This is a genomic window from Paenibacillus tengchongensis (genome assembly GCF_008973665.1).
Taxonomy (GTDB): Bacteria; Bacillota; Bacilli; order Paenibacillales; family Paenibacillaceae; genus Paenibacillus_AQ; species Paenibacillus_AQ tengchongensis.
Window position 1 is genome coordinate 21,182 of record NZ_WACP01000018.1, and the last position, 12,937, is coordinate 34,118.

At 57.4% G+C, this 12,937-nt stretch carries 11 protein-coding genes; 2 read left to right on the forward strand and 9 right to left on the reverse strand.

Features of this window, described 5'->3' with window-relative positions:
- Window positions 1-72: 72 nt before the first annotated feature.
- The 6 genes from F1381_RS29005 to F1381_RS24590 all read right to left on the reverse strand — a co-directional run bounded on the left by F1381_RS29005 (window position 73) and on the right by F1381_RS24590 (window position 7,848).
- Window positions 73-1,041 (reverse strand): SHOCT domain-containing protein, encoded by a 969-nt coding sequence (locus F1381_RS29005; RefSeq protein WP_151737476.1) that lies wholly within the window; start codon window positions 1,039-1,041, stop codon window positions 73-75.
- A gap of 133 nt (window positions 1,042-1,174) precedes the next feature.
- On the reverse strand, window positions 1,175-1,516 hold the full coding sequence (locus tag F1381_RS24570) for a DMT family transporter (RefSeq protein WP_151737539.1): 342 nt from the start codon (window positions 1,514-1,516) through the stop codon (window positions 1,175-1,177).
- A gap of 267 nt (window positions 1,517-1,783) precedes the next feature.
- Window positions 1,784-3,673: a DUF2264 domain-containing protein gene (locus tag F1381_RS24575; protein WP_151737540.1), complete on the reverse strand. Its 1,890-nt coding sequence runs from the start codon at window positions 3,671-3,673 to the stop codon at window positions 1,784-1,786.
- 12 nt (window positions 3,674-3,685) lie between these two features.
- Entirely contained in the window at window positions 3,686-4,822 is a 1,137-nt protein-coding gene (locus F1381_RS24580; protein ID WP_151737477.1) for a glycoside hydrolase family 88 protein, read from the reverse strand.
- A gap of 20 nt (window positions 4,823-4,842) precedes the next feature.
- A complete protein-coding gene (locus F1381_RS24585) occupies window positions 4,843-6,678 on the reverse strand; it encodes a hypothetical protein (protein ID WP_187355549.1) in 1,836 nt (611 codons plus the stop codon).
- 24 nt (window positions 6,679-6,702) lie between these two features.
- Window positions 6,703-7,848, reverse strand: a complete 1,146-nt coding sequence (locus F1381_RS24590) for a DUF2264 domain-containing protein (RefSeq protein WP_151737478.1) — start codon at window positions 7,846-7,848, stop codon at window positions 6,703-6,705.
- Between the two features lie 126 nt (window positions 7,849-7,974).
- Between F1381_RS24590 and F1381_RS24595 the strand changes: the two genes are divergently transcribed.
- Window positions 7,975-8,832, forward strand: coding sequence for a helix-turn-helix transcriptional regulator (locus F1381_RS24595; RefSeq protein ID WP_151737479.1), 858 nt, complete (start codon window positions 7,975-7,977; stop codon window positions 8,830-8,832).
- 79 nt (window positions 8,833-8,911) lie between these two features.
- Complete coding sequence (locus tag F1381_RS24600) at window positions 8,912-9,514, forward strand: C39 family peptidase (RefSeq protein ID WP_246188187.1); 603 nt, start codon at window positions 8,912-8,914, stop codon at window positions 9,512-9,514.
- Window positions 9,515-9,602: 88 nt separating this feature from the next.
- Here F1381_RS24600 and F1381_RS24605 read toward each other — a convergent pair whose 3' ends face one another.
- The 3 genes from F1381_RS24605 to F1381_RS24615 form a co-directional block, all read right to left on the reverse strand.
- Window positions 9,603-10,442, reverse strand: coding sequence for a carbohydrate ABC transporter permease (locus tag F1381_RS24605; RefSeq protein WP_151737480.1), 840 nt, complete (start codon window positions 10,440-10,442; stop codon window positions 9,603-9,605).
- A 15-nt stretch (window positions 10,443-10,457) separates the two neighbouring features.
- A complete protein-coding gene (locus F1381_RS24610) occupies window positions 10,458-11,396 on the reverse strand; it encodes a carbohydrate ABC transporter permease (protein ID WP_151737481.1) in 939 nt (312 codons plus the stop codon).
- A 146-nt stretch (window positions 11,397-11,542) separates the two neighbouring features.
- Window positions 11,543-12,889 (reverse strand): ABC transporter substrate-binding protein, encoded by a 1,347-nt coding sequence (locus tag F1381_RS24615; protein ID WP_246188188.1) that lies wholly within the window; start codon window positions 12,887-12,889, stop codon window positions 11,543-11,545.
- Window positions 12,890-12,937: the final 48 nt, after the last annotated feature.

Sequence of the window (12,937 nt, forward strand, 5' to 3'; positions counted from 1 at the left end):
CCTCCTCCGGACGCCGGCAGCGCCGGGCGATCATCCAGAGGAGGCTGTCATATGAACGTTCGGACTGGCTGGCTATGCGCCCAGCAGTTTCGCTTTTTGCTGATCGAATTCTTCCTGGGTGATGACTCCGGCATCCAGAAGCTGCTTGAATTTCAGAATTTCATCCGCCACACTGAACGGTTGACTGTTGTCTTCGGAAGGAACGGATTCTGCTTCAAACGGTTCAATGCCGGAATCCTCGATGACCTCATCGGTAATATCAATAATTTCCCGCTGGATATCCTCATAATCCCGGCTGAAGTCCTCATTGGAATATCCGTCTACGGCATCGAGCAGGGTGCTGCGTAGACGGCTGCCCATTGGTTTCATGGATGCGTAGGTCAGACCGCCGGAGATGACGCCGCCGAGAACCGGAATGGCTTTGGACAGGCCTTGGGCAAAGGTCTTTTTCGTAATCTTCAGACCGATGGATGCGGCGACCTTCTTAATGATCGGGTAGTACACCGTCTTGGTGAGCGCCTGCTGCGGGAGCTTCCTGAGCATTTGCTGGGACAGCTTCGCCGAGAGGATTTTGACTGCCGATGCCGAGCCGCCGACACCAAACATGACCCCTAAGAATAATGTAAGCTCTCCCTTTACACGCTCACTGTCAATCTTCTGGTTATCCCACATATCTTTATATCCGAATATATAGGCCAGCTCCTGCGCCATCCGCAGCGCAACACCGAAGAACTGCAGCGTATCGGCCGGAATCGTTGCAGCCATCGCCAATCCGCCGGGAAGACCTGCGGCAAACGAAGCGCCCGAGCTTTGCAGCGTCCGTTTCTCGATATGCGATTTGGCAATTTTATCGAGCAGGTGCAGCGGTATCCCCGCCTCAACAGGCCCTTTATCCAGCGCTTCATGCAGCTGTGCAGAGGTTACCTTATCCCCCAGTGCATGCACCAGAAATTCCTTACGGTTTACTTTAACGCCGGGAATTTTCAGTGCATTTACTAATACCAGTTCAAAGGAACTATTCGATGACTTCTGACTTTCCACTTCATTTCCCCCTTATGTATCGTAATGCAGCAATTTCAAGATATTAAATTCGACAGTCAGGTGAGTGATCCCTTCTGAATAGGTATTGGGCAATCGATGATCCAGATTCGAGCATTTAATGAAAATGTTGGGCTTAAGCTTGAACCTCGAGCGATGAGGAGGAATCCCGAGTGTGCTTTCTTGAAGGATACGCCGTTATAAAAATGCCAAATAAAACAAGTAGCACTCCGACTAGATGTTCCAGTTGAAAGCTTTCTTGTAAAAAAAGATAGGACAGGAACAAGGTTGACACAGCAATCAGCCCGGTAAACACAGCCGACGTGCTGGCCGGAACTTTAGACACTCCATAATACCAAAGTATAAAACCGATTACCGTAACGACAATTGCATAGTAGACAATACGACAAAAGAACTGCCAACTGGCGTCATCGCAATCGTCATCGCCAAATAGGCTTTCGCTTTGAGATTCATGGATTGGTGTCCCCCTTACTCCACCCTAAATATTCCATATAAAAGAATATTAAGTTAAAATACCATATCTTCCAATAACAAATTTCGAGTTAGTAGAGCATACCAATTGAGCGATCTTCGTTCGCCCTGATTGCAGATTGTGTAACAGATGAGCCGGATTGGGCCTGAAAAAAAAATCTGCTGCAGAATGTGCAGCAGATTTCGGAAGGGTTCGTGGTTCTGGCGGTTTCAGCAGAATTTGCTGTACGAAATACATTAGATATGAAATTGGCTACCTGATATCGAGAGTAATTTCCTTTCCTCCGGTCGTCAGAATGGTAATTGGGCCCTCCCCGAAACTCACCTTCAGCAAGGATTCCGGCGATTGCTCCAGCACAGCTTCGAGCCTGCGGAACTGTTCGTCCGGAGCTATAGCCTCCGCCGGATCGCCGTATACAGCCGAGGCCAGCCAGTGGACACCCGGCGCCAAGGACGCCGTCAGTGTCGGCAGCACGGTCCGCGGACGCAGCAGATTGGTGTTGGGATTCGGCCAGACCAGCTCCGCTCTGCCGTAGCCCAGCAGCCCCCGGATGCCGCTTGTTCCCCAGCCTGTCGATACTACCGTTTCCTGGCCGGTGATCCGCTGTTCAAGCTCCGTCTCCTGGCCGAGGGCGAAGCCGCCCTCGGCCGCATCCAGCGGCCGTCCGGTGGCGATCCGGTGAATCCGGATATGCCAGGGCAGCCCGGCGACAATCCAGGTCCGGACCTCGACGTCCGCCCACGGCTTCCATACCGAGCGGAGCACATTATCCGTAATTTCAGACTCCAGATTCTGGCGCCGGACCCGGTACAGATTGTCCCCGCCTTCGCTCAGGGCAAGCATGGAATCGAATGCGCCCTGCCCGAGCCCCCATTCAGCGCGGGGCACACTGAAGCCAAAGCCGGTGGAGTATACGAATTTCTCGTATTTTGCCGAGGTATGCGTATGGGCGTTGCTGGACAAGTGACCGCTGTTGAAGGCGGCCACATGCCCCGCCCCCTCCTCGCGGACCATGACCAGATGGGGCGGATGCTGTACCGTGATTGCCGGAACTTCCGGCAGCGGCAGCTCAGCCTCCTGCCAGAAGGGATGGTCTTCGCCGAAGGCCAGCGGCAGGAAGGTCTTGAGCGCCCAGTACGGCGAGCCGGGGGCGTTATAGCTCTCCGCCATGATCAGGTTCGGATAGGCGTAACCGATGGTCAGCACGCCCCGGTCGTCAAAGACCGGCCGGCTGAACCACCAGCGCAGGTTGCGCAGCACGAGCCCCTTGACGGCACCGGCGGGAATTCCTTCGACCCCGGCATAGGCATAGGCGCTCCAGAACGCCGACTGGGCGAACCGGTAGGCGAGGCTGCGGCCATACGGCAGCGCGGAGCCGTCCGGAGCGAACCAGGCCATGAACTGCGGGGCGAACAGCCGGGCTCTCTCCTTGAACAGCCGGGAGCGCTCCGGGTCGTCATCTTCCATCAGCTTGGCATACAGAAGACTGTAATAATGGATGGCAAAGGGGCCGTAGTAATCGCTGTGGCCGCCCACCCCGTCGCTGTACCAGCCTTCGCCGAGATAGAAGGCATCCATGCGCTGTAAATTGCGCTCCATCTGTCCGGCATCAAAGGGAAGGCCCAGCTTCTTGAATCCGGCATTGACCAGCACGTTGAAGAACAGCCAGTTGCAGTCATGGCAGGGGTGGGCATTGATCTGGTTCAGCCAGTTGTACAGCTGGTCCCGCTCCAAGGCAGAGAGCGGTTCCCAGATCCGCCCGGGAACGGCCGCCAGGGCGAAGCCGAACACGGCCATCTCGACCAGCCGCTGGTCATAATCCCAGACCTCGCCCCAGTATTCTTCATGCGAGGGATCGGTGCCGTGGCGGATGCCGTCCAGCACCTTCTCCCAGAGATCACTGTCTCCACCGCCCATGAGCAGTGGCACCAGCCCCCACAGCACCCGGGAGAAGCCTTCCATCTCCGCGATTTCTGCCGGGTAGCCGGCGCCCGTCTTGCCTACGCTCAGCCGGGCACCGCCCGGACTGTACAGCGGCTTGAGCGGCCCGGTCAGCTGGCTGAGGGCCAGCACGAGATCCTGCCGGGTGAGCAGCGGGTTGTCTTTGATTCCGGGTACCGCAGTTGTCAGATCGCTATTCATCATCCGTTCCCCCTATTCCCAGTAGAATGGTCCGGCATCCTTCACCCGGGCCAGCGCCTCGACGAAGAAGAAATCGCCGTAAATCAGCGGCACATCAACGTTCCGGTTCTCCGGATAATGGCTTGTGCCGTGCAGCAGCAGCCCCTCTTCCTCCCGGTTGTCCCAAGCGCCGTAATTACGGTAAAGGGATTCGAGCATCTTCATGGCCCCGTTCCGGTATACATGGGCTTCCGACTCAGGCACCAGACCGGAGAGCAGCAGCAGGCCGCTGGCCGCGCAGGAACCGGCAGAGGTGTCGCGGAGGTCTCCCGTAGCGCCGCCGGTGCGGAAATCCCAGTGCGGCACATGATCCTCAGGCAGCCTGGTGAGGAAGAAGTTCGCCACCTGCTGGGCGGCATACAGATACTCCGCTTTCCCGCTATGATGATAGGCCAGCGCCAGGCCATACAGCGCCCAGGCCGTGCCGCGCGACCAGGCCGATTCCGGCGCAAAGCCCTGTCCGCCCAGCTTCTCCTTCACCTCGCCCGTCTCCGGATCGAAGTTCACGATATGATACACCGAGCCGTCCGGGCGGATAAAGTGCTCCAGCACCGTGTCCATATGCGCCTCGGCAATATGATGGTAGCGCGGGTCTCCTGTCGCCCCGGACGCCCAGAAGAGCAGGCTCATGTTCATGCAGCAGTCGATAATGGCGACGCCGCTGTTGTCCTCGCCTTCGCGCCACGGATTCCAGGCCCGGATGTACCGGCCCTTCAGATTGAAGCGGGCGGCCAGATAATTGGCCGCTTTGAGGGCTCTGATCCGCGAGGCTCCCGAGCCCGTCAGCTTATAGTTGGCCACGCTGGTCAAGAGCCACATGAAGCCCAGGTCATGATCCAGTCTGACATATCTGTCCAGCACTTCATCGAGCCGCTGCTCGCAGCTCTCGGCAATCGCCTTCAGGCTCTCTTCGCCGCACTCGGCGTACAACTGCCAGAGCATGCCCGGCCAGAAGCCGGCCGTCCACCAGTCCGCCCCCTCCAGCACGTACTTTCCATTCTGGCTGGCATGGGGGAACTCAGCGCCGATCCGCTTGCTGTTACTCAAGGTCTTCTCCAGTGTCTTGCTCCAGGCTTCCTCTACCCAAGTCTCATGTTCCGTCATATTCATCTTACTGATCCCGCCTTTATTTAAAGTTGGTCTTCACCTGCTGATGTATATTGAAACGTAAAGCTATAGCAGCCCCTGCTGCCGGGCTGCAGCGCATGAAAGTCCAGGCTATGCCAGACCCGGTCCCGGCCGTGATGATCCCGGTACACCTGTGCGGTAATCTCCGGCTGAACGGCGCCGGGATCATAGGATACCTCGAAACCGCCGGCTCCCGCTCCCGGCAGCAGGACAACCCCCGGACGCAGGATTTCCGGCTCCCGCCAGGTGACGAAGCGTTCGGTCCAGCTGTCCGGAGCCCCCTCATAGCGGTATTCATCCCGCAGTTCCAGACGGGGCAGCCCGTCTTTATGCCAGAGCAGCGAACGGGTCAGCGAGCGTAGTCCTGCTATGCCGTACGCCTGTGTCAGGTCCAGCGTCAGCTCATCCGTGCTGCCCGCCGACGCGTGCAGCACCTCGGCCCGGAACTCCCGGCCCGCCTGCTGGTAACGGCCCCCAATGATCGGCACCGAATGCCCCTGCGAGCCGTTGCAGTCATACTGATACCTGTCGGCGCCGAAATAACCGGCCGTATATTCCCCGCTGCCGAGGTCGGCAGCGAATACTTCGCCCCGGCCGGTCAGGATGAACTGGCCGAGGTCGTTGTGGTTATGCGGCTCGTCGTTGTGGCCGCCTTTGGCGGCGAACCCGAACGTGCCCGCCTCCGATACATGCCGCGACAGCAGCCAGGCGGCATCGGGAAGGTATACACTGGCCGCGTCCCAGGCGGAACTCCCGGCGACGGAGCGCGGCCACAGCAGATTGCGGAGCGCGTGCGCGAACCGGCTGCAGTGGTCTTCGGTATAAGGCGCACGGAGGGCGGCCGGAGGGCGGCCGACCTCGCCGGGGTAAACTCCGGCGAGATAGTGGGATAACCCCATCATCACCCGCACCTGCGGCCGCGAATCCGAGAAGTTCGCCACCAGGCTGCCGTCGATGAAGCACTGCTGCTGGAAGCGGGCGATCCGCCGCACTTTGTCACTCCGGAACCAGTCGAGCTGCCCTCCGCTCCGGGAGCGGAGCAGGTCGCTGTAATAGGTGAAATAACCGAAGCCGTAATTCCAGTAGCCAAGTCCCTCAGCACACGCCCCATCCCCGCCGAAGCCCTCCAGATAACAGCGCATGCTGCTTTCGGTCTTGTAGAGAATATCCGTCAGCCTCGCAGCATCGTCTACCGACAGCAGAGCAGCGGCGCCGATCGACCCGGCACAGACTGCCGCCCAGTTATGCCGGGCGGTCTCCCATCCATAAGGCCCCTGCTCCAAAAAAGGACGGAACAGCCTGCGCTCCACCTCCTGCCGCAGCCGCAAGCTCAATGCCTGCGGCAGCCGGTGACCCAGCAGCAGCGCAATTTCGCTAATCGTAAAACCGGTCTCCGCAGAGAACAGGTCGATATGGCTGTCAATATCGCCGATTTCCTCCGGTTCCCGGGGCAGATGCGCCGGCAGGCACCAGGTATATTCAGCGCATACCGCCTGGAGGATGTCCTCCAGCTGTTCAAGATGGCGCGCATTCTCCGGCTCCAGCAGCGCCAGGAAGACATACGTGTTCAGCCTTCGTCTCCGTTCAAAATAAACCTGCTCATACTCCAGCCGTGAACCGGTACGGGCAAAGATGGAGAACAGCTCCGGCGTCAGCTCCGGGATAGGCTGCCCGTCCAGCCGCTCCGCCTCTGCGCGGATCTCGGCGAGGTCAGGCGCCAGATGCGCGGATCCGGCGGCATGCTCCCAGAAGGCCGCTGCGTCGCCGTCCGGATAATATAGTTCTAAAGATACCGGATGCATTTCCCGTACCTTGGCAAACAGTTCCTGCTTCGTCATGTTTCCTTCCTCCTGCAAGTTAAGCTATTTCCCCAAAGCCTGGTCCCGCATGACATTCTCGCCCGAGGCAATCCGCTGGGAGGTCCATTTCATATCTGCACCGGCCCAGAACGGATCGGACGGGAGCAGGCCGAGCGGCAAAAACACGGCAGCGCATAAATAAAGGCTGCCCGTGTTGATGTAGCCCTCCGCCAGCTCCGGCTGATAGCCGTACACGCCCGGGCGCAGCCAGCCGCGCTCGTCGAAATTGCCGGGGAACTCCATCGTCCGGCGGATGACGGCTGTCAGGGCGCAGCGCACCTGCTGCGGCGGAAGCGCTTCCGGAAGGAAGTGCTGCAAAGCCGCCTGCGCCAGCAGCTGGAAAGCGCCGAACCGGTACACGATGGACCGCCCGGTGAACGGATAGGTTCCGTCCGGCGCAATCATCCGCTCCAGGATGGCGGCGTAGCGCTGTGCCCGCTCCAGGATGACCGGTCTCAGCGCCGCATACTGCGCCGATTCGTGTTCAAACACAGTAACCACATCCGCCAGCATCGGCTGGATGACAAAGCTGTTATAGTAATCCCAGTGGAACTCTTTGCCGTCCCCGTATACCCCATCGCCCTTGTACCAGTCCATGAACATATGGACGGCATAGCCCACGCGCATCCGGTCATAGTCCGGATCGCCGAGCACATACAGCGCCGCCTCTACCATGGCGCTGAACAGCAGCCAGTTGCTGCCGCTGGGCGCCGTGCGGCGCGTCTGCTTCAGCGCTGCAAGCACGTTGCCCTTCACCCGGCCGTCCAGCCCCCCGGCCAGCCGCTTCGGGGCGCGCACGAGCGCATGGGCCAGGAAGGCCGCATCGACCAGCGGCTGGCCCTCGGCCTTGAAGTTCATAACATCCGGCGACCCGGGATCGGTCGCGGCATCCATCGCTTTCAGCATCAGCCCGGTATAACGGGCCCGCAGCTGCTCTTCCTCGCCCTCCAGGCCTTCCAGCTCCAGCCAAGGAGCCATGCCGCAGGCCAGCCGGGCGAAGGCTTCCAGCTGGGCGAAAGCGCTCCGGTCCGGATGAAACCCGGTGGGGAGCTCCTCCCGCAATTGGTTCCGGCTCAATGCCTCCAGCACCGGATGGCCGATCCGCAGCATCGTGTCCAGCCAATATTTTCGCGTATCCGTAAGATTCATCCGAGCTTCCTTCCTTTCCGTTTGCGCAATTTACCTCTATAGTTTACTGTTGAATTATTGCAATGTCCTTGCGATTCATGATGATTTATTGCGATTATTGCGATCAATCCGAAGGGGGCGGGTCCTATGAGGCATGACTCATACTACACGGCATTTACAGGCGATATTCTGGCGGGCCACGGCAATTCGCCGGTCTCCCCGACCCGGGATTTCCATGTGCATGACCATTACGAAATCTTTCTGTTCCTCGGGGGCAGGGTCAACGTCTTCGTCGAGCAGTACAGCTACCCCCTGCAGCGGGGCGATGTGCTTATATTCAACAACCAGGAGATTCATAAGATCATCAATCTGTCCCCGGAGCCCTATGAGCGGTTAACGGTCCATTTCAAGGCCCCCCAGGTGTATCCCTTTTGCACGGCCGCAACTAATCTGCTTGCCTGCTTCCAGAACCGCCGGCCGGGTGAGCACAATCTGGCGCACATGGACGAACCGCTGCTGGCCGAATATATGGGCCTGTCCTCGCAGCTGACCGGCATTCTGCAGCAGCCCCGTCACGGCAGCGATGTGCTCGCCCTGACTTATCTGGTCCAGCTGCTGGTGCTGGTGGATGAGCTGTACACCCGGACCCGCTCCGAGGTCGCCAGCATTATTTCGCCGCATATCCAGTCGGCCATGAGCTATATCGACGATCATCTGCAGAGCAGCCTGTCCCTGGAGGAAATCGCCGGAGCGCTGGGACTGGATAAATACTATCTCAGCCACATGTTCAAGCAGCAGACGGGCGGAACGCTGTACCGATATATCCTGCTCAAGAAAATCACACTCGCCAAGCAGCTCCTGTCCGCCGGCACCTCCGTCTCCGATACCTGCTATTTGTCCGGCTTCAATGACTATGCCAACTTCATCCGCACGTTCAAGAACATTACCGGCATCCCGCCCGGCAAGTACGGCAAGTCCGGTCTGCTGACGGGCCGGCAGGAGTGAAGAACAGAACATCAGGACTTCTGCTGATTCATATATAATAGATGGAGTTCACGGAGATCATTGAATAGGAGAGCATACAATGGGGATTATTCTATTTTCGGTCCTAGGTACTGTTATAGCCACAGCCGTCCTGGTTTCCTGGTATTTCAAGCTTCCGCGCAAAGACTTGGTTGAGGAAAGCGCAATTCCTCGTTCGTACTGTATCCAATCCTTGAATAAGCTGGATATTCAGCATCATTATGAATGCGCTGCCTTTTCAAGTGCGTACGTTCTGAGGCATTTCGGCATTGAATCGGACGGTAACCAGCTCTATAAAGACTACCCCAGAAAACTGTTTGACGGAACGGTCAGTCCCAAGGGCATACTCGTGTTCTTCAGGAAACGCGGTTATAATGCTTCATTTTACTGCGGGAATGTCCGTACTTTGAAGAAACAAGTGCATCAGGGGAATCCGGTCATCGCTTTTATAAGAGTTCATCCGGACCAGAAGTTTTTACACTTTGTCCCCGTAGTCGGCTATGATGATGAATCTCTGTATTTAGCAGACTCACTGGAACACACCATTAATTGTAACGGGGTCTACTATAACCGAAAAATATCCATCCGTGACTTTGAGGCCTTGTGGACAACCTGGGTGCCCTTTTGCAAAAATACATATATCGTTATTCGTCCACCGGCGTAGCTTTCTCTTAATAAAGAGGTTAGTCCCGGTTAAAAAACGAAGCTGTCCCGGCCATTTCACGGCTTATAGGACAGCTCCCGCGTACCTTTTACCCCTTAATCCCCGAGGACGCCACCCCCTGCACGAAATACTTCTGCAGCGCCAGGAACACGATGACCACCGGGATGATCGACACGACGCTGGCGGCCATAATCAGCCCGTATTCGGCGGAGTACTGGGAGATGAACATGCGCAGGCCGATCTGGATCGTCTTCAGCTCGGTTCGGGTCAGATAGATCATCGGCCCCAGGAAGTCGTTCCAGGTCGAGACGAAGGTGAAGATCGTCAGGGTCGACAGGGCCGGCTTGGACAGCGGCAGCATGATTCTCGCCCAGATCCCGTATTCGCTGAGCCCGTCGATCCGCGCCGCCTCGCACAGCTCATCCGGTACGCCCTGATAGAACTGGCGCATCAGGAACACCCCGAAGGCCGAGAAGGCCTGCAGCAGGATAATCGCCATGTGGGTATTGTTCAGTCCGAGCTGGCGCATCATGATAAATTGCGGCACCATGTAAGCCTGCCAGGGAATGGCGATGGTGGCGATGTAGCCGAGGAACAAAATGTTTTTCCCCTTAAATTGCAGCTTCGAGAACGCATACGCCGCAAAGCTGGAGGTCAGCAGCTGCAGGAGCGTCACGATCACCGACAATTTGGCCGTATTATAAATGAAGCGTCCCAGCGGAATCCGCGTCCAGATGTCCTGGAAATTCTCCCAGCGCGGGTTCGCCGGAATCCACTGCATCGGGAAGGAGAAGACGTCCTTGTTCAGCTTGAGCGACGAGGACAGCATCCATAGATACGGCACAAGCATGCAGAATACGGCCACGGCCAGCAGCAAGTAGATCAGCACTTTTGTTGCGATTCGGAACCCTTTGTGTGTACCTGTCATATCGTTCGTATCCCCCTATTGTCCGTACTTCTTCTCGCCGCGGAACTGGACGATGGTAATGCCGAGCACCAGCAGGAACAGTACAATCGCCATAGCGCTGGCATATCCGTAATCGAGCGAACGGAACGCCGTGTTGTAGATCTGGTACACCATGACTCGCGTTGAATCGTTGAGCTGGTTGTCGGCGCCGGCAAACAGGTTGATGAAGATATCGTACACCTTGAACGAATTGATGATCAGAATCATCAGGACAAAAAAGGTCGTAGGCGCCAGCTGCGGCACCGTCACGTTGCGGAATCTCCGCCAGGCGTTCGCCCCGTCCAGTTCGGCCGCTTCATACAGCTCCGGGTTGATGCCCTGAAGTCCTGCCAGGTAGATGACCATGTAATAGCCCATGTTCTTCCACACGGTGAACAGAATGACGGTGAACATCGCCCACTGCTTGTCGGCCGCCCAGCGCGGCAGCTCCTCAATCGGCACACCGGTAATCAGGTGCAGAATGTTGTTGACCGGGCCCATCGTCGGGCTGAAGATAAAGTTCCAAACTGCGGCCACGGCAACAAGAGAAGCGACATACGGAAAGAAGAATACAGTCCGCATGAAATTGCGGGCGATGATTTGCTGATTCAGCAGGATGGCCAGCGCCAGCGCGACCGCCATGGTGAACGGCACAACTCCGACCGTATAGACGATCGTGTTCCACAGCGCTTTATGGAAGGTCGTATCCTTAATCAGCCGGGCGAAGTTGTCGAACCCGATGAATTCCATGGGATTTGCGCCGTCCCATTTGACGAAGGCCAGCACAAAGGCAAAGAACATCGGGACCAGCGTAAAGATGGCAAAGCCGATAAAGTTCGGCGCAATAAAGCTATAGGCCACCAGATGGTCCCGGACGCCCTTGGACAGCAGGCGCTTCGGGGTCTGCTTCGGACGCAGTGCGGTTTCATTTTGCATAGATTCTCCTCCAAACCTTCGATATATAGCCCCACAAAGCGGTGTCTTCGCACGGGTGCTTCATCAGGTGCCTTGCGAAGGACGCGTATAACATAAGGGCGGGCCTCCGCCCGCCCCTGCCGTTACCGCTATTTTTCCGCCTAATTCTAGTTGCCCAGCAGCTGCCCCACTCTTGTGTTCATATCCTTGATGCCTTCGTCGATGGTGACATTCTTCGTCATAATATTGTCGTGGGCTTCGTTCAGGATCAGCTCGATGTCTGCGCTCTTCTCATGCATCGGCATTTCCAGGTAAGTCTTTACGGTAGTCAGGGCCGCTTTGCTGTTCTCATCGGCCGGGAAGCCTTCAATCGAAGCAATGGAGCTGATGACTGCATCGTTCTTGATGGCAGGAATGGTACCGGTGGAGGCAATGACGCCCGCGCCTTCTTCGCCGGTCACGAATTTCATGAACTCCAGCGCCGCTTCCTTATGCTCGGACTTCTGGTTCACGGCCAGGGAAGTAATGGTGCCGAGAGTCGTTCCGGCCTCCACGCCTTCCGGATGCGGATATTTCACGATGCCCCAGTTGGTCGCCTGGGATTCGCCGCTCTTCACCTTCTCAATCTGGGTGGCGATGAACCAGCTGCCCATGTTCATCATAGCGACGGAGTTGTTGTAGAATACGCCGGAATAGTGCGTGCTGGAGGTCTTCAGGGTGGCATAGTCCATGACGATGCCGTCTTCCTGCTCCTTCAGAATCTGCTCATAGGTCGGCTTCAGGAAATCATAGTTGCCGTCGACCACGGTATTCTTGCCGTCCAGAATGCCGAACAGCTGCACGGCGCTGCGCCAGGTGTGGTAGTGGGCGCCGTATACTTTTTCCGCACCGCTGCCGGAGGTCAGCTTCCGGGCCAGCTCGTCGTATTGGGCAATGGTCATATCGTTGCTTGGATACTCGACGCCCGCTTTATCGAACAGGTCCTTGTTGTAGTAGACCACCCAGAAATCGCTGCGGAACGGAAGGGCATAGACCTCGCCGTCCACTTCAATCTGCTCCACCGTGCCGCCGTACAGCGCCGGATCGATGCTGTTGTCGCCCATATAGCCCTTCAGCGGCTCCAGATGATTCTGCTTCACAAGGTTGGAATAGCCCGGAATGTCTTTAATCGTGAGCACGTCCAGATCGGCGCCCCCGGACAGCTGGGTGCTCAGCATCGTCATATAGTCGGTAGAACCCAGGTCTACGAATTCAATCGTCACATTCGGGTGCGCTTTCTGGTAGGCTTCAATCAGCGGCTTGTAGTATGCGGTGGCTTCCCAGTCCCAGAGCGCCCACTTCAGTGTCACCGGCTCCTGGCTCGGCTCAGAGGAAGCGCTTGCATTACTGGCCGCAGCCGGTGCAGCCGTCGCAGCGTTGTCAGCAGCATTATTGTTGTTGCCGCCGCATCCGGCGAGCGAGCTCATTGTGAGCACTGCGGCGAAGGTGAGACCCGCAACTTTTTTCATATTCATCTTCATGTCCCCTTTTCAGAGCGGTTTGGTTACCCTTGATCCGGTCTT